20 protein-coding genes are annotated in these 16,624 nt (G+C 65.7%); 3 read left to right on the forward strand and 17 right to left on the reverse strand.

Going from position 1 to position 16,624, the window contains the following annotated elements; translation table 11 throughout:
* Positions 1-69 precede the first annotated feature (69 nt).
* Both B5J99_RS03300 and B5J99_RS03305 read right to left on the reverse strand, forming a co-directional pair.
* On the reverse strand, positions 70-651 hold the full coding sequence (locus B5J99_RS03300) for a YkgJ family cysteine cluster protein (RefSeq protein ID WP_117351457.1): 582 nt from the start codon (positions 649-651) through the stop codon (positions 70-72).
* Between the two features lie 68 nt (positions 652-719).
* A complete protein-coding gene (locus B5J99_RS03305) occupies positions 720-902 on the reverse strand; it encodes a hypothetical protein (RefSeq protein WP_117351458.1) in 183 nt (60 codons plus the stop codon).
* Between the two features lie 239 nt (positions 903-1,141).
* On the opposite strand from B5J99_RS03305, the gene B5J99_RS03310 reads away from it, so the two are divergent.
* On the forward strand, positions 1,142-1,591 hold the full coding sequence (locus B5J99_RS03310; protein ID WP_117351459.1) for a YaiI/YqxD family protein: 450 nt from the start codon (positions 1,142-1,144) through the stop codon (positions 1,589-1,591).
* Positions 1,592-1,623: 32 nt separating this feature from the next.
* Here B5J99_RS03310 and B5J99_RS03315 read toward each other — a convergent pair whose 3' ends face one another.
* The 6 genes from B5J99_RS03315 to B5J99_RS03340 all read right to left on the reverse strand — a co-directional run bounded on the left by B5J99_RS03315 (position 1,624) and on the right by B5J99_RS03340 (position 9,660).
* On the reverse strand, positions 1,624-4,074 hold the full coding sequence (locus tag B5J99_RS03315) for a zinc-dependent metalloprotease (protein ID WP_117351460.1): 2,451 nt from the start codon (positions 4,072-4,074) through the stop codon (positions 1,624-1,626).
* Positions 4,075-4,193: 119 nt separating this feature from the next.
* Positions 4,194-4,820 carry a hypothetical protein gene (locus B5J99_RS03320; RefSeq protein ID WP_117351461.1) on the reverse strand — a complete coding sequence of 209 codons (627 nt, stop codon included), beginning with the start codon at positions 4,818-4,820 and terminating at the stop codon, positions 4,194-4,196.
* 218 nt (positions 4,821-5,038) lie between these two features.
* Positions 5,039-6,577, reverse strand: coding sequence for a PepSY domain-containing protein (locus B5J99_RS03325; protein WP_117351462.1), 1,539 nt, complete (start codon positions 6,575-6,577; stop codon positions 5,039-5,041).
* Positions 6,578-6,603: 26 nt separating this feature from the next.
* Positions 6,604-8,739: a TonB-dependent receptor family protein gene (locus B5J99_RS03330; RefSeq protein ID WP_117351463.1), complete on the reverse strand. Its 2,136-nt coding sequence runs from the start codon at positions 8,737-8,739 to the stop codon at positions 6,604-6,606.
* Between the two features lie 101 nt (positions 8,740-8,840).
* Positions 8,841-9,269 carry a hypothetical protein gene (locus B5J99_RS03335; protein ID WP_117351464.1) on the reverse strand — a complete coding sequence of 143 codons (429 nt, stop codon included), beginning with the start codon at positions 9,267-9,269 and terminating at the stop codon, positions 8,841-8,843.
* A gap of 55 nt (positions 9,270-9,324) precedes the next feature.
* Positions 9,325-9,660: a hypothetical protein gene (locus B5J99_RS03340; RefSeq protein WP_054133875.1), complete on the reverse strand. Its 336-nt coding sequence runs from the start codon at positions 9,658-9,660 to the stop codon at positions 9,325-9,327.
* Between the two features lie 191 nt (positions 9,661-9,851).
* Here B5J99_RS03340 and B5J99_RS03345 point away from each other — a divergent pair, with 191 nt between their 5' ends.
* On the forward strand, positions 9,852-10,346 hold the full coding sequence (locus B5J99_RS03345; RefSeq protein WP_054133874.1) for a Dps family protein: 495 nt from the start codon (positions 9,852-9,854) through the stop codon (positions 10,344-10,346).
* Positions 10,347-10,501: 155 nt separating this feature from the next.
* On the opposite strand, the gene B5J99_RS19470 is transcribed toward B5J99_RS03345, so the two are convergent.
* Positions 10,502-10,663 (reverse strand): NepR family anti-sigma factor, encoded by a 162-nt coding sequence (locus B5J99_RS19470; RefSeq protein ID WP_156317951.1) that lies wholly within the window; start codon positions 10,661-10,663, stop codon positions 10,502-10,504.
* Between the two features lie 169 nt (positions 10,664-10,832).
* Complete coding sequence (locus B5J99_RS03355; protein ID WP_069050828.1) at positions 10,833-11,495, reverse strand: sigma-70 family RNA polymerase sigma factor; 663 nt, start codon at positions 11,493-11,495, stop codon at positions 10,833-10,835.
* 259 nt (positions 11,496-11,754) lie between these two features.
* Between B5J99_RS03355 and B5J99_RS03360 the strand changes: the two genes are divergently transcribed.
* Positions 11,755-11,868 carry an entericidin A/B family lipoprotein gene (locus B5J99_RS03360; protein WP_054134317.1) on the forward strand — a complete coding sequence of 38 codons (114 nt, stop codon included), beginning with the start codon at positions 11,755-11,757 and terminating at the stop codon, positions 11,866-11,868.
* Between the two features lie 79 nt (positions 11,869-11,947).
* Here the strand turns inward: B5J99_RS03360 and B5J99_RS03365 are convergent, their stop codons facing one another.
* From B5J99_RS03365 to B5J99_RS03395, 7 genes are all read right to left on the reverse strand, one after another.
* Complete coding sequence (locus tag B5J99_RS03365) at positions 11,948-12,115, reverse strand: DUF1328 domain-containing protein (protein WP_069050829.1); 168 nt, start codon at positions 12,113-12,115, stop codon at positions 11,948-11,950.
* A gap of 92 nt (positions 12,116-12,207) precedes the next feature.
* The gene (locus B5J99_RS03370; protein WP_117351466.1) at positions 12,208-13,035 is read right to left on the reverse strand and encodes an NUDIX hydrolase; all 828 of its coding nucleotides are present in this window, start codon (positions 13,033-13,035) and stop codon (positions 12,208-12,210) included.
* A 71-nt stretch (positions 13,036-13,106) separates the two neighbouring features.
* The gene (locus B5J99_RS03375) at positions 13,107-13,352 is read right to left on the reverse strand and encodes a hypothetical protein (protein ID WP_054133873.1); all 246 of its coding nucleotides are present in this window, start codon (positions 13,350-13,352) and stop codon (positions 13,107-13,109) included.
* Between the two features lie 280 nt (positions 13,353-13,632).
* Positions 13,633-14,430, reverse strand: coding sequence for a helix-turn-helix domain-containing protein (locus B5J99_RS03380; RefSeq protein ID WP_069050830.1), 798 nt, complete (start codon positions 14,428-14,430; stop codon positions 13,633-13,635).
* Between the two features lie 56 nt (positions 14,431-14,486).
* Positions 14,487-15,395, reverse strand: a complete 909-nt coding sequence (gene ubiA / locus B5J99_RS03385; RefSeq protein ID WP_117351467.1) for a 4-hydroxybenzoate octaprenyltransferase — start codon at positions 15,393-15,395, stop codon at positions 14,487-14,489.
* A gap of 181 nt (positions 15,396-15,576) precedes the next feature.
* Positions 15,577-16,377 (reverse strand): tryptophan 2,3-dioxygenase, encoded by an 801-nt coding sequence (locus B5J99_RS03390; RefSeq protein ID WP_117351468.1) that lies wholly within the window; start codon positions 16,375-16,377, stop codon positions 15,577-15,579.
* A 40-nt stretch (positions 16,378-16,417) separates the two neighbouring features.
* Positions 16,418-16,621, reverse strand: a complete 204-nt coding sequence (locus tag B5J99_RS03395) for a hypothetical protein (protein WP_117351469.1) — start codon at positions 16,619-16,621, stop codon at positions 16,418-16,420.
* Positions 16,622-16,624: the final 3 nt, after the last annotated feature.

The following is a 16,624-nucleotide window of genomic DNA, read 5'->3' on the forward strand; positions in this document are numbered from 1 at the left end:
CCGCCGAGGGTCAGGCACGGTCGTGTGACGAGGGCTTGGCAGACACGTGAAAATCGCGGTGCGGTTCAGTCAAACTTGAGTGAACGCGCCATATTGCTGGCGCCAGGCGGCGACCTCGTCGGCCAGATGTGCGGGCGCGGGTTCGCCTGATATCACCAGCCGGGCCACGTCGCTCTCGGGGTGCAGCAGCATCTTCTTCGACCCATCGGTGAACCACACCGCCACCTGCCTGTCGCACAGGCTGTCGATGATGGTCCGCGCGACACCCTCGTCGAACCCCTCGCCGTCGCCTGTGGCGCGCACGTTGAATGCCACCGCCTCGAGGCAGTTGCGCGGATCGCGCACGAAGTTGAGCGAAACCAGCAGGCCCGAACGGTCCGGGCGGGCATCGTCGGGCATGGCGGCCACCCTGCGCCACGCGCAGAACCAAGTCCGGCAGATCGGCGGGCGGACCGCGTGGATGGTGCAGCCTTGCGCGCCAGGTTGCTCGCCGGGAATCGGGCCGAGATGCCTGCACGGCGTCCCTGCAGGCTTGCTGAATTCCGGGGTGTTGACGGTGAGCACGCTGCAGCAGGCGGTGCACGCGCCGCAGTCACGATTCTCCAGGACAGGCCCCAGCAGGATGGTTTCCAGATCTGTATCGGTGGACATGCCTGCAAACCCTGCCCCGGCGGGGTCGCGAAAGCAACCGTCCAGGCCAGCAGGTGCAGCGCAGAATGCTATGGCGCGATCAGCCCGCTGCTGTCGGCGATGATCGGCCCGCTTTCGGCCATCGGTTCGTCGGCGCCCCAGCCGGGGGAGGCATTGGCCAGCAGGATGACGAGCGCGGTGGCCAGCGCGCTGATCGCGGCCAGCTTCACATCGGTCATCACATTGTTGTCGCGCTGGTTGTTGCGGGTCATGCGTCGGCCCCCTGCCCCGGTTGGTCACTGGCGCAAGGATAAGCGGCGCGGCCTGCCATGGCCCGTGACAAGCCCTGCGCGATAGATGACAAACCGCGTTAATGGGCCGCGCCCCGAAGCGCGTGGACGGGGCCGGCCCGGCGAAGCGGCGGATTTCCGGCTGGCAGCCGCAACGGTCAATCGATACACGCACGCATGTCCGGTCATCGAACGCGTGACACAAGAGGAGCGATGTACCGATGATGATCCTGGTCGATGCCGATGCCTGTCCGGTGAAGGACGAGATCTACCGCGTCGCGCTGCGCCATGGCGTGGCGGTGATGATCGTCAGCAACAGCCCGATCCGCATACCCGACCATCCGCTGATCGGACGCACGGTGGTGGGCGATGGCTTCGATGCGGCCGATGACTGGATCGCCGAGCGCACCGATGCCAAGACGGTGGTGATCACCTCCGACATCCTGCTCGCCGACCGCTGCATCAAGCAGGGCGCAGTGGTGATATCGCCCACCGGCAAGCCGTTCACCGCCAACTCGATCGGCAGCGCGATCGCGACCCGCGCGATCATGGCCGATCTGCGCGCTGGTGGCGACATCGTCGGCGGACCGGCTCCGTTCGGCAAGACCGACCGGTCGCGCTTCCTGCAGGTGCTGGACGAGACGCTGGTTCGCCTGAAGCGCCCAGGCTGACCCGCCTGTTGAAAGGCTTTGGCCCGGCGGGCTCAGTGATCCATGCTGCCGATCGGCATTCCGGGCGGGATCGGAACTTCTGCCCCTTCCCCAGCCAGCGCAGCGCCCAGCGCCTCGCGATCCTTGAGCAACCGCGCGGTCGAAAGCGCCCAGGCGCGGTCGGCGGGATCGGCAAAGCGACGGCCGCCTTGCGCGTCTGCCCAGTCGGTCAGCGCCTGGTCGATCAGGCTGGATGCCTCGATACCGCTATTGGCATCGCGCGATGCCCTGGCGAGCGACAGGATGATCCGCGTGCCCAGCGCGCGGCGCACGGCCGCCAGCCGGGCATCGCCCAAAGGTGCATCGGTGAGCGACAGCAGACGCTGCGCGATGACCTGCGGCCCCGGACTGGCGCGATCGGCGCGATGCTGCTGCGCCATCCGCGCCAGCCGCTCGGGTGCGAGCAGCGCATTCAGCGTGACCTGCGCGGCGACCGCAGACGCGGCGAGCGGATCGAACGCAGCCGCGCCGGCCATCGGCATGATCTCGATCTCGGTCTGGCGGTCGCTGTCGCCCGAGAACCCGGCGGACAGCTGCAGCGCAAGCGATGCGGGCACGTCGAGTACCTGCGGGCTGAGCGTCGCCAGCAGCGAATCGAGCGCGCGCAATTGCTCGGCAGGGGCAACCGCCACCGCCGCGCCATCGCCCTGCCCCGCCACGGCATAATCCGAATACAGTCCGCCCAGCAATTTGCCCGCCGCCTCGACCTGATAGCGGTGGACCAGCCAGACCGGCACGAACTTGCGCCGCAGATTGGCCACCGGTTCTCCCGGCTGCAAGGCCGCAGGTCCGAAGCGCGAGACGGCTGCGGCGCGCACCTGCATCATCCGGTCAAGCTCTGCCACCGGATCGGCGCCATCGTCCCACAGGCTGCCCCAGGGCTGGCTGGCCGAGGCGCTGCGCGCATTCTCGTCCGCGACAAAGCGCAGGCCCTGCCGCGCGGCCTCGTTCGCCTTCGCCATGGCGGCAGCATCGGGGTTTCCGCTCGCCGGATCGCCATACAGCCAGTCGATCGCATGGACATCCCAGCGACCCAGCCCGACGCCATAGGCATCCGACAGATCGGGCGCGCCATCCTTGAGGCCGATGCGCGGCGCGGGGTAATCCATCACCGAGGCGCGATCCTGCGTGCTGCCCGCAAAATTGTGGAGCAGTCCCAGAGCATGGCCGATCTCGTGCGCGGACAGCTGGCGGATGCGCGCCAGCGCCACCTGGGCTGGATCGTTAGGCCCGCCGGTGCCGGTCTTGTCCGCACCGACCAGCGCTTCATAGATCAGCATGTCCTGCCGCACGCGCAGCGAACCCAGCAGCACCGCACCCTTCAATATCTCGCCGGTGCGCGGATCGGTGACCGCATAGCCATAGGACCAGCCGCGTGTCGCACGGTTGACCCAGTTGACGACGTTATAGCGCATGTCGAGCGGATCTGCGCCTTCGGGCAGGATCTCGACCTGATAGGCATCGATATAGCCCGCCGCCTCGAACGCGGTCTGCCACCACCGCGCGCCCTCGAGCAATGCGGTGCGGATCGGCTCGGGCGCGGCGTTATCGATGTAGAACTTGATCGGCTTGCGTACCCGCGAGCGCGGCGCACTGGGATCGATCCGATCGAGCCGGAAGCGGTTGGCCAGGTTCTGGACGATCTCGCCATCGAGCGGCGCGGAAAAATCGAGGATCTGCGTGGCAAAGCTGCCGCCGCGCGGATCGAAGGCGCGCGCGACATAGCCCGGCTGGGGCAGCGCGACGAAGCTGTGGCGCACCACCAACGTCACCTGGCGCGGATCGGGCGCGATGTTGCGCACCTCGGGCCCCGGCGTATCGGTGGCATAGGTCTGCCGCGCCTCGAACTCCAGGTTCAGCGGAAAGGCGCGCACGGCAGCCGGATCGGCGGCGCTCAGCGCATCGACCAGCCGCCAGCCCTTCTCGCCGCTCGAGTTCAGCTGGCCGATGACATTGCGGGTATCGCGCGCCAGAAACGGGGCGATATCGACCAGCAGACGGCCATCGGGGGCATCGATCACGTCCCCCAGCCACAGCATCGATGTCGCAAAGGCATTGGCGGCGGCAGCCTGTTCCGACACCGAGCCTGCGCTGGCACGGAAGCGCGGGTTTTCGAGCTCGAACGAGACCTTTTTGCCCATCCGGCGGACCAGCAGGATCTGCGCCGGACCGGGCTGTGCGCGGTCGAGGCCGATCGGCGCCGAGCCCAGGCCGGTGCGCAGCGCGGTGGTATACAGCATCCGCGTCACCACCCCGTCCGCGCCGGCGGCGGGCAGCGAGAGCAGGATGCGCCCTCCCTTGCGGTCGACATGCACCGGATAGAGCCCGTCGAGCTTTTCCGTCCCCGCATAGGGGCCGGATGCCGACGCCGAGGGCGCGGCATGGGCCTGCGGCGTGGAAAGAGCAGCCGCAAGGCCCAGCGCAAGTGCAAGTGTTCGGTTCATCGGACCCCCAAGGTTTGATCGAAGACTAGGGGCCAAAGCCGTCAGCGGGCAAGCGGCTTTTGGCACCGCCTGCGGTCAGGCACCGGACCGGTGGTGGCCCGGTGCCTGACAGGGTCGGCCTATTGCGGACCTTCGGGAGCCGCGACAGGCTGTTCGGTCGCCGATACCGCCGCAGCGGCAGCGGTGCCGACCACCATCGGCGCAGGCTCGGCGGCCTTGGCGAAGGACAGCGGCACGTCTTCCTGGACGAAGCCGGTGATCGAGCTGCCGGCAGGAATGACGGCGCTGGTGCCGGTGAGGAAGAAGCCTGCGATCGGCAGCAGCACGACGGCGCCGACAACCCCAGCCGTCCCGGTCACGCCCTTGTCGTCGGTGGCGCCCGACAGCCGGATCTGGCGGCCGTTGACGGTGGCATAGAGCATCCGCACCTCGATCGCGCCGGACTTGCCCCACATGCCCTTGTTGCGCACGCTGGTGATCTCGCCGATCGCCGGGCTGCCCACCGGGATGACCGTGACGCCGTTGACCATGACCGGTTCCGACACCTCAAGATTGAAGCGGTCGCCCACCCGCAGCTTCTTGCCCTTGGTGGTCAGTTCGGTGAGCGTCTTGAGCGGAACCGAGGTTCCGGCGCGCAGCGTCGGACGCTGATCGGCCCCGATTGCCAGCGCCTCCTGGGCTGCAACCGGTGCCGAAATCGTTCCGGCGAGCAGCGCTAATGACATGGCATATGCTAAATTTTTCATTAATTTTCCCCTGCGTTTTCAAGTCGCTAGGCGCCGATGCGCTTGGGCGGGACGCCTGTCAAACGGCATTTACGCCATATCGGGGCTATGCCGGTCGGGGCCCAAACCGACCGGCGGAAGGCCCGCACATTCGCGTGCTTTTGATGCCTTTCAAGAATCTGCGTCATGCTGTCTGGCGACGCCCTGGGTTGCGGCACCCAGGGCGCATTCGGCTTGCTCTAGGTCCGCGTTCTCCGGCGCCTGCGGTCGAGCACCAGACCGATTCCCGCCATGAAGCCCAGCAGCAGGATCACGAACACGCCGACCACCACGTTCAGTCCGACCCGGCCGATCGGGAACAGGAAGTTCCATTTGTGGATGAAGCTGAAGATATAGCGCTCGGGCTTCTGCCAGTTCTCGGTGCGGTCGGCGAGGACGCCGGTGGTGGTGTCGACGAACAGTGTCGCGTTCACCGGCGCGCCATAATCGATCCGCCACACCGGCAGGCGCTTGTTGCGGAAATCATAGTCCGGGCCGAAGCGGGTGACGACCTCCATCGACGTGATCGCGCTGTCCGGCGCGCCGCTGAACCCGCGCCCCAGCGCCTTGGCCAGCGCCCTGTCCCCCTGCGGCCAGGGCCTGCCGGTAGCGGCATCGACATAGAGCGCGGGGCCGGTGGGGCTGATCCCGTCGAAGCGCGCGTTGCGGATCGCGGTGTCGCCCATCGGCATCGTGTGTCCTTGATGCGCGCTATGATCGTGCTCGCCTTTGGGCATCGCGTCCCGGGATTGCGCGAGGCCGAGGCGATAGAGTGGTCGGCCATCAGGGGCTTCGACCAGCGACAGGCTGGCAACCTCGAGCCCGGCAGCGACCTCCGCCCAGTCGCGTTCGATCGGGTAGCGCGCATCTGCGACATTCACCGGGGGCGACATCCGCATCTGGCTGGTCGGGCGTTCGAATGCCGACTGCACCAGATGGATGATGCCGCTGATCGAGAACATCAGCAGGGGCAATGCCAGCACATAGCCCATCGCGCGATGCCACCCCTTCGATCCGGGCAGCCGCTTGCCGCGCCGGATCGCAACCAGCAGCAGGATGCCGGTGACCGCCAGCGCGGCAAGGCTGCCGACCATCAGCGTGATGACGACGACGCGCAGCCATTCGAGCTGCGGCGGCACCCATTCCCAGCTGTGCAGCCAGCGGAACACGGTCTGCATACGGGTCTTGGTCACGTTGTTGACCGCAGCGAGGCTTCCCGTTTCGGTGTGGACATACGCCGTCAGCCGATCACCGCCTGCAAAGCGAACCCGCCACACCGGCAGCAGCCGGTTGACCCAGGGATAGTCGGCATCGAACGCGGTCTGGTGGACAATCTCGGCCACTGGGCGCGTGTCCTTGAGGTAGTGCCGCGCGATGAATTTGGCCTGGCGAGGGTCGTATCCTGCCAGCTCCGCCCCGGTGCCAAGTTCAAAATAGCGCCGCGCAGCCATGGGCGTCTGCGTCACCTGCAGCAGGTTGGCGTCCTTGCCGACCACCACCTTGACCGCAGTGGCTTTAGCGATCCCGGCCTTGGCCAGCACCGTTTCCACCGGCTGCGCCGCCGACATATCGACGGCGCGCATCGGCGGCATGAACTCGGCCTGTTGCGGGCCGAACAGCACCATGGCGATATGCGCCATGCCTGACAGCCCCCAGATAAAGAGGCTGATGCCGCCGATCAGCGCCAGCCATTGGTGTTTGCTCATCGACCAGCGTGCGAGCCTGGGACGGTTTGCCATGATGCTGTTCTCCCTTGTCTTTTCGCTCAGAACTGGGCGGTGATGCCGCCATAGATCGCGCGACCGACCCCGGGCGTGTAGATCGCGGCGCGCTCGAGCGACTGGTTGGCGTTGGTGGCGACGTTGGAGATGAACACGGTGTCGAACAGGTTCTCGACCGATCCGAACAATCGCACCCCGGGCAGCACGTCGACCCCCGCGGTCAGCCCGACCAGCTCGTATCCCGGGGCTCGCTCGGTGTTGGCAAAGTCCGCCCAGGGGCCATCGAACACCCAGCGCAGGTTGGCCGAGACGTACCATGAGTCCTTCTGCTCGAACCGCGCTTCGGAGACGAAGAGATAGCGCGGGACGCCGGCGAGCCGGTTGTCGCCATAAGTGACATCATCATCGAAGCGGAAGTCGTTGAACGTGTACGCCGCGCGCAGCGTGAACGCCTGCCCGCGCGCCGCCAGCCGCGCGCGCGCGACGTAGACGTCCAGGCCGAGCTCGATCCCCTGGTGAATGGTCCTGTCGGCATTGTCGGTGAACGACACGAACCCGTTTGTGCCCGGAACGCCGAAGTCGAGAAACTCGTTCTCCACCTCGCTGCGATACAGCGAGATGTCCCAGGCGACGAAGTCCGCCTGCCCCCGGCTGCCGATCTCGTAGGTCGTCGCGCGCTGTTCCGTGAGCGGGGCGAAGGGCCGCGAGCCGCCCGAGGTCAGGTCGGCAAGGCTCGCAGGTTCGAAGCTGCGGTTGATGTTGGCATAGAGCTGCGCAGTATCGCTCAGCGCATAGAGAAGTCCGAAGCGCGGGCTGAACTGCTCGTACTCGCCGCGTCCTGACACTTCGGCGAGGATCGCGTCGACGTCGCGCACCACCTTTACATATTGCCCACCCAGCACCGCTGTCAGGCGCTGGGTCAGGCCGAGGTCGAGCTGGCCGAAGGCGGTGAGGTTGGTGGAATCCTGATCGGATTCGTTGGTCAGCCCGGCGCGCTCACCATTCCGGTTGCGGTGACGGCGGGCGCGGTTGTTGGCCTTGGCGTAGCTGCCGCCCAGCGTCCAGCGGCTGACCGTATCGCCGAGCAGCGTGAACTCGCCCAGCGCGCGCAGCGAAACGCCGAACTCGTCCTCTTTCTGGTCGATGATCCCGGCAAAGCGGGTGATCGCATGGTCGAGCTTGCGCCGGGTGTACCAGCCGCCAATCTCCAGCGTGCTGCTGCCCAAAGTGATCGCGGTAAGGTTGGAGAGGCGCAGGACATCGAGGTTGCGGTCCCAGTCATCGGCGACCGGGCCGGGATCGAGCACCGTCACCGGACCGCCGGGACGGAAGGGCCCAACGGTGACCGGGCGCCCCGCAGCACGCGGATTGGCGAGCGCATCGGCAAGCCGCAGCGATCCGTTCAATTCGAAATTGTCGCTGAGCGCGGTGACATAGAACCGCGTTTCGACCGCATCGCTCAGCCTGAAGCCGATATTGCCATGGCCGTAGAGGCTGCGAACGTCGGAGTGCTCGCGGAAACCATCGTCGCGAAGGCCGGTCAGTCCGATGTAATAATCGGTACTTCCCGAGACTCCCGCAGCGCTGACGTTGCCGCGCAGGGTGTTGAAGCTGCCGCCCTCGATACGCCCTGCAAAGTTCGATCGTGCGGTGCGCCCGGTGGGCGAGACGATGTTGACCGCGCCGCCCAGCGACGCCGCGCCGAACTGCAGGCCGTTGGCGCCCTTGAACACCTCGAGATAGCGGATGGTGAGCGGATCGATCTCCTGGAACTCCGTCGCGCCGCTCGCGCGGCTGATCGGCACGCCATCGCGCAGCACGGTAAGCCCGCGCCGCTCGAAGCCCGAGTTGAGCCCCGATCCGCGGATCGAGATGCGCGATTCGCGCTGCGCGCTGGTATCGGCGAACACGCCGGGGGTGAAGATCAGCACATCGCCGATGCTTTGCGCGAAATCCTCGGCGAACACGTTGTCCTCGACCAGCCCGACGCCGCCGGGGATGCGCTCCAGCCTTTGCCGCGCCTCCTCGACCGAGGGCGATGTCGGCGTGCCGGTGGCGCTGGCAGTGACGACGATGACGGGATCGGTGCGCTGGCCGACCCCCTGCGCGAGGGCGGGAGACACGATGGCGAGTGCGGCGCCGCCCAACAGGGCAGCGCGCAGAATTGCAGTGTTTTTCATGGATATGATCGTCCCTGAACGGGGAAAGGATGAGCCGCAGTGCCATCGGCACGCCGGGTCATCCGGCGCGCTGGCTCAGCGCTGCAGCAGATTTGCGAGGTTCAGGTGAGCGAAGGAGGCCCGGTGGCAGGCGGCGTGCTGGCATGGTGCCGGGCGCGCAGCAGGCTGTGGTGCAGCGCGGGCGGAACATCGCGGGTCGCGAGCATCAGCGGAAGCGCCGCCGCTTCGGCAGGAACCGCCAGCATCGCGATGCCGGCAAAGGCGCAGGGCGGCATCGGATTGTCGCCTTCGTCGCCCTGATCGTGGACCGGCTCTGCGCTGCTTGCTGCGTGCAGCTTCAGATAATCCTGATAGCGCGGATCATCGCGGGCAATGGTCGCAGCCTTGTTGCCAAGGCCCGAGCACAGTTCGATCGTCAGCCCGTCCGGCCCGAAGCGCGGCATGAACCCCTGCGGCGCGAGCGCACCGAACAGCATCGCCAGCAGCAGGGCCGGCATGATGCGGTTCACAAGGATACGCAGATGTCCCATGGCTGTGCCCGGTAGATCGGTATTGGGGGCAATTCAAGCGCGAACGGTGTGGGCCTCAGGATGCCCAGTGGCGCGGCGTGCCGCGTACCGGCGCCTTTGCCGGGGTGAGCACCGACTTGACCCGCGCCCAGAAGGTCGGTCTGGCCTCTTCGGGCAGCGTCTGGCCGGTGACCTTGAGCAGATAGCGCGCCAGCAGCAACGCCTGGTTGCGTGTCATCACGATATCCTGCTGCTCGATCAGATCATTGTCGAGCGCGATGCGCGACCTGGCGCACTCCACCCTCAGATCAATTCCGTTCGGCATGTCCAGATGCGTCCAGCCAACCAATGCAAGCGGCGGCGCCTGATCGGATTTCTGTTTCACGCCAGTTGGTTGCAGTTCATCGTTCATGGCCCCACTCCTGCGCTATCTAGCTTCTATTTGTAACCTTCTGTCAAGAGTCCGCGTGATCACCTGCCTGCAGTCGGCAGATCCCGGCAAAGTATGCGGAACCGGGGGTCGGGCAGTGCGTAGGCACTCAGGAAAGGTCACGTCTTTGTGCGCGACCGCCCTTTGCTGCATCCACAACAGGAGGACATGACATGGCGACCAAAGCCAAGACCAAGACTGACACCGTCAACACCGGCATTGAAGCCAACGACCGCAAGGAAGTCGCCAAGGCGCTCCAGCACGGCCTGGCCGATACCTATTCGCTCTATCTCAAGACGCTGGGCGTTCACTGGAACATCGTCGGCCCGGCGTTCTACAGCGTGCACAAGCTGACCGAAGAGCAGTATGAAGACCTGCACGCCGCTGCCGACGTGATCGCGGAGCGCGTTCGCGCGCTGGGCGAGATCGCTCCTGCTTCGTTCGGCGATTACACCAAGCTGTCGATCGTCGATTCGAGCGAAACCCCGCATCAGGCGGATGCCATGCTCAAGGGTCTGATCGCCGACAATGAAGCGATCGCCAAGCGGATGCGCGACTTTGTGGAAGTCGCCGAAGACGCAGACGACGTGTTCACCGCCGATCTGCTGACCGCGCGCATAGGTAAGCACGAAGAAAACGCCTGGATGCTGCGTGCGCTGATCAGCTGATCAGCCTGCACAGAGCCACGCAAAAAAGGGCCGCGATCCACACCGGATCGCGGCCATTTTTTTTGCGCACGAAATTCGCTGCGAGAGATCACGAAAAACCGCCCGACCTCAGGCGAGGACGGGCGGTCGTGGTTTCTTCAGACAGCGCGCTGGGTTCAGCGTGATCCGCCGCCTAGGTTTATCTTGTCGAGCTGGGCGAGCAACGCATCGAACTGGTCGGGCAGCGGGGTGTCGGTGACGCAGTCATAGACCTCGCGCAGGCTGCGACCGATCCGCGCCTGGCGCATCACGAGCGGATCAAAACCAGATGTATGCATGGCGGGTTCCTCCAGACGTTCCAGGGAATTGACACCGCGCACTTTCTTCACTTCCCGTTCCGGCCGGTATGGCCGCTTTGTAAAAAGAGGACGCCTGTCGGCGTCCTTGGTTGCAACCTCCCACCGCCGCCGCGACGATGGGTTCCGGCACTGCGCCGGATCGAGAGGGTCAAGCTGCAAGCGCCGTAACGCCCTCGCTCAACCGGTCGAGAGTGCCCAGGATGTCGCTCATCGCTTCATCAGCCGAATTGCGCTGGCGACGCGTGCCGATGGGTGAATCGCCATCGAGCATCGCAACCAGGGCGGCGCGCGCACGCGAGACCCGGCTCTTCATCGTGCCGACCGCGCAATCGCAGATTTCTGCCGCTTCCTCATAGGAGAAGCCGCCGGCGCCGACGAGAATGATCGCCTCGCGCTGGTCGGCACCCAGCTGCATCAGCGCCATGCGAACGTCTTCGAGGTGGAGTGGCGCCTGCTGATCCGAGTTGGACGTCAGGGTGCGCTCGGCAACACCTTCATCATAAGGCGCGGTGAACTTGTTGCGGCGCATCTGCGAGATATAGCAGTTACGCAGGATCACGAAGGTCCAAGCACGCATCGAGGTATCGGGACGAAACCTCGCACGCGCTGCCCATGCCTTCAGCATCGTGTCCTGAACCAGATCGTCGGCCAGATCCATCTTGCCGCACAGGCTGTAACCGAAAGCGCGAAGATGCGGAATGGTGGCAGCAAGGCGCTGCTTGAAGGTTGCATCGTCCAACGGCACGATGGCCTCCGGAGCAACCTGCTCGGCGGTTTCGTCAGTCGTGCTGTGGTCCGGTTTGATTGTCATCGCTTGCGCCTCTCGATAGCTGCCCCCAAAGCAGCGTGATTGGTCCGTGGAAAAAGGGTGTCGGGCAGCGCATTGTCTCAGCGCGCCTGTCCGCATCCCACTCTTCCAACAACCCGCCGCCTGCGGGATGGTTCCGTTTTATTTGTACGCAACCTTCTGGCCGCCACAGCGTAGATGGCCGGGTCATGCCGCCCGCAAACGGCATCAGGTTATTGAAAACGAAGGATTACCGACCATGAATCGCACCCGCTCCTATCGCATGATCGTCGCCGCCGGACTCGTCGTGACGCTGCTGTCTGCCTGCAACACCGTCAAGGGTGCCGGCCGTGACGTCGAATCCGTCGGCAAGGCTGCCGAGCGCGCCATCGACTGATTGCGCATCGCAGGCTTTCGATACGAAAAAGGCCCGGATCGCTCCGGGCCTTTTTTGTGTCTGCCTTGCGTCTGCGGCGTTACGCTCGACCGCGCACCAGATGCATGACCAGGCTGATCACCAGGAACAGCAGGAACAGGAAGAACAGGATCTTGGCAATCCCGGCAGACGCGCCGGCAATTCCGCCAAAACCCAGAACGCCCGCGACAATCGCGACGATCAGGAAGATAAGGGCATATTGCAACATTGTTCATCTCCGGTTGGGATGAACGGGTTACGCGGCCGGCCGCGCCGGGGTTCCCCTTGCGCGCGGCTTTTTACGGGCACGCCGGAAAAGGATCAGCCGCGCATCGCGCTGGTGATCGGCTCGCTGGTCACCGGATAGCCCAGATCCTCGTCGATGCACAGATGCGGCTGGCCGTCGCGATCCTCTATATAGGGCATGATCATCTGCGATGGGTAACGGGCGATATGGTCCAGCGCCTCGCCTATGCTGCCGAACTGCGCCAGCCGTTCCAGATTGCGCCGCGTCGGGAAGATGAGTTTGACCTTGCCCTCTTGCGCCATTGCCAGCGCCTCGGCTGCAGTTGCCCAGAACAGGTGCCGGTTCTCGGTCTCGTCTACTTCGATGATGTGATCATGCCCATCGCACTGCGCGATGAAGAATCGCGTGTCGAAAACGCGGTGCCTGTTGAACGGCGGCCGCCAGCGGGTGAACGGGGTAAGCGCGGACAGATCGAACTGCCATCCGGCGGTGCGCACCACGTCCGAGAACACGGCGCCGCCGTGCATCGCCGCGCGCGCGCTGGCCAGCGCATCGCGCTCGGGCGGATCTACGAAGCCCAGGCCCAGCCCGGTTTCCTCGATCGTCTCGCGAATGGCCGCGATCCGTGCGGCGGCATCGTCGGGCTCGAGCGCATGGTACATAGTGGCGGCGAGCGCGTGGTCGTCGGGATCAACCCGGCCGCCGGGAAACACCACGGCGCCTCCTGCGAACACCATCTGCGCCGAGCGTTCGACCATCAGCAGTTCAGGCGCCCCGCCCCCGGGCAATTGCCGGAACACGATGATGGTTGCTGCAGGCGTCGCCTCGGGCAGGGGTTCGCCGGTGCGCGGATCGATGGTCGGGGTTTCGCGTTCGGACGCCGGAGATATCTGGTCAGCCATGGCCCCTGTCATCGCCGATCAAACCGGTGCTGCCAAGCGCGAAAACGATAGCCTGGGCAAGCGGCCTGCGCTCAGTGGCGCAGCAGGCGTTCGGCAATGCGCTCGGGCTCGATCCGGTAATGCCCCTGCACGGCGGCGCGGGCTACCGAGTAATAGCGATCGGGCAGCAGCGTCGCATCGTCGATCAGGTCGGCCTCGCGGTCGCATTGATCGACCAGCATGTCGAGCAGTCCGATCAGCCGGTCACGGTCCGGCGAAGGCTGCGCGGCGCTGCGTGTGAACAGGCCAAGTCCCTTTTGCGCCAGTAATCCGATCATTGCTGCAACTCCTTCGCTGGAATATCGTGGTCCAGACCATGAACGGCAGCGGTCGGCGCAGATTTAGGGTTTTGCTAACCATGATCGCGTTGTCGGGATATTTTACACCCGATTACAACTCGAAGCTTTCGTTAACCATCTAACCCTATGACAGCGCTTGCAATGATCGGACTGGCACACGGTCTGCATCGGCAAGAGCACAGTCGTCTTCAAAGATAGGCAGGGCGGTCGCTTCACAGGTCTCGCACCGCCCTGCCCTTCCCCCCTAACACCGCTGATGTCAGGCTCCACCCAGCGAGCGCAGCACCTGCATGGTGCGCGCGTCGGCGGGAAAGAACGTCTCGAGCGCGAGTTCCGACAGCGTGATGTCGCGCGGCGTGCCGAAGATCGTCACCGTGGTCATGAAGGACAGCCTGCCCGCCACCGTATCGATCACCAGCGGCAGCGCGATCGGCGCGCGCCCGGCAGGGGCATTGTCGTTTGCCGACCCCGGATAGCCCGCCAGCTCATCGCGCAGCAGGCTGAGCGCTGCATCGGCGGTTAGCTCGATATCGCGGTCGAGCCGGTGGAGGATGTAGCTGCGCCATTGCTCGTAATTGACGATCTGCGGCGCCAGACCATCGGGGTGGAGCGCCAGCCGCAGCACGTTGACCGGCGGCACCAGAAGGTGCGGCGCGATCTGCTCGGTCAGCAGCGCCAGCGCGCCATTGGCCGCCACCATGTTCCAGTGCCGATCCACCGCCAGCGCGGGAAACGGCTCGTGCGCCTTGAGCAGATGCTCGACCGCCGCCAGTGCCTCGGCCATTTCGGGCGCGGAAAGGCCTGTCTCCTCGAACTCGGGCGCCAGCCCTGCTGACAGCAGGATCTGGTTGCGCGCGCGCAGCGGGATATCGAGATAGTCGGCGAGACGGATGATCATGTCGCGGCTGGGCTGGGCACGCCCGGTTTCGACGAAACTGAGATGCCGGGTGGACATCTCCACCTCCAGCGCCAGTTGCAACTGGCTGAGGCGGCGGCGCTCGCGCCATTGGCGCAGCTGTTGCCCGGCGGGCTCGGATGTGCGGGTATCCTGTGGCATGGCCGCGATCCTAGCGGGGAGAGATAGGCTAAACCATTACCTTGCAGGTCATGATGCTACCCCGCCAGCCCCACCGTCGCAAAGGCCAGAAAGGCCAGCAGCCCGGCATCGCGGTTGCTGCGGAACTTGGTCAGCGGGTCCTGCGGATCGGCGGGCTTGAGCGCGACGACCTGCCAGCAAAGGTGCAGCGCGACGGGCGCCAGCGCGGCGAGCGCCAGCACATCGGGGCGGACCTGCCAGATCGCCGCTGCCCAGAGGCCCAGGGTCAGCGCATAGAACAGCGCGACGCCAGGCCTGACGGCAGCGCCCATTGCGCGCGCGCTCGAACGGATGCCGACCAGTGCATCGTCCTCGACATCCTGCAGCGCGTAGATGGTGTCATAGCCGATGACCCAGGCAACGCAGCCGAAATAGAGCAGGAACGCAGGCAGCGGCAGCGCATCGTCCACCGCCGCCCAGGCGACGAGCGCGCCCCAGCTGAACACCAGCCCGAGCCAGGCCTGCGGCCACCACGTGATCCGCTTCATGAACGGATAGGCCGCGACCAGCGCAAGCGAGCCGATTGCGATCAGCGCCGAAAGCAGGTTGAGCTGGACCAGCACCACCAGCCCGATCGCGCACAGCGCCAGCAGCCAGGCCCAGGCGGCCTTGAGGCTCACCGCGCCGCTCGCCAGCGGGCGCCCGCGGGTACGTGCCACCTGCGCGTCAAGATCGCGGTCGACGATATCGTTGTACACGCAGCCTGCGCCGCGCATCGCGATCGCGCCGAGCAGCATCCACAGCACCAGTGGCCAATGCGTGCGCAGCCCGCCCGACAGCGCCAGCGCGTACGGGCAAGGCCAATAGAGCAGCCACCAGCCGATCGGCCGGTCGAACCGCGCCAGCAGCGCATAGGGTCGCGCCGCAGCGGGCAGCAGTGCCAGCAGGCCGCGTGTTTCGGTATCGGGGAGCGGGGCGGTGGTCATGGCATAGCCCTAGTGCGGTTTGCAGCGCCAGGGAACCCGCTGTCCCGCCAAGTTGCACTCGTGCCCTCCTGATTCGTCACCCCCGCGCACGCGGGGGTCCGGCTACTGCGTCGACGTCGGCCAAGAAAGCGGTATTCCCGCGTTCGCGGGAATGACGAAAGAGGAATTCGCAAAGCTAAGGCTATAGCCGCGTGCGCAGCGACCACAGTTCCGGAAACGCCTTCTTGCCCAGCGTATTGTGCAGATAGGCCGCGCCCGCGGTGCCGCCAGTGCCGCGCTTCATGCCGATGATCCGCTCGACCGTCAGCACGTGCTTGTGCCGCCAGGCGGCCATGGCATCGTCGAGATCGACCAGCTTCTCGGCAAGCTGGTACAGGTCCCAGTGGCGCTCGGGATCGGCATAGACCTGGACGAAGGCGTCCTCGACTGCGGTATGTGGCGCATAGGCCTGGCTGAAATCGCGCTCCAGCACCTCTGCCGGGATGGCAAAGCCGGCGCGCGCGGCGGCCGCGATCGCGTTGTCCCATAGGCTGGGGCTGGCCAGCGCCTCGGCCATCGCCGCCTGCGCCTCGGGCCGGTCGTCCTGAAACTTGAGGAACGCCTTGTCCTTGAGGCCGAGCAGATATTCGACCGTCCGGAACTGGTCCGACTGGAAGCCCGAGCTGGGGCCCAGCACGTTGCGGAAGCGGGTATAGTCGCTTGGCGTCATCGTCGAGAGGATATCCCAGCTCAACGTCATCACCGCCTGGATGCGGCTGACCCGGGCCAGCCCCTTGTACGCGGGGATCAGCGCGTCCGAAGCCACCTGGGCATTCGCCATCCGCAGCTCGCGGATGATCTGCTTGAGCCACAGTTCCTTGGTCTGGTGGATGATGATGAACAGCATCTCGTCGTCCTCGGACGACTGGGGCTGCTGGCAATCGAGCAGCGAATCGAGCGCGAGATAGCGCGCATAGGTCATGGGGGAGGATGTGTCGGTCATGCCCGGCTTGATAGCGGCAGGCCGACCGAGGCGAAACCTGCTATTGCGCGGGCGCGTCCTGCGCTGCGCCTTGCTGCGCGGAGGCAGCAGCGGGATCGGCATTGCGCTCGTCGAGCATTTCGGCGGCTTCGTCCAGCGCGCGGGCCTCGCCCACCGTGACACCGCCGGGGCCCGGATCATTGTCCGCTGCCCCACAAGACATGGCCGCCAGCGCGCTAACGCTGACGGCCAGTATCTTCAGCATGCT

The organism is Blastomonas fulva (genome assembly GCF_003431825.1).
Taxonomy (GTDB): Bacteria; Pseudomonadota; Alphaproteobacteria; order Sphingomonadales; family Sphingomonadaceae; genus Blastomonas; species Blastomonas fulva.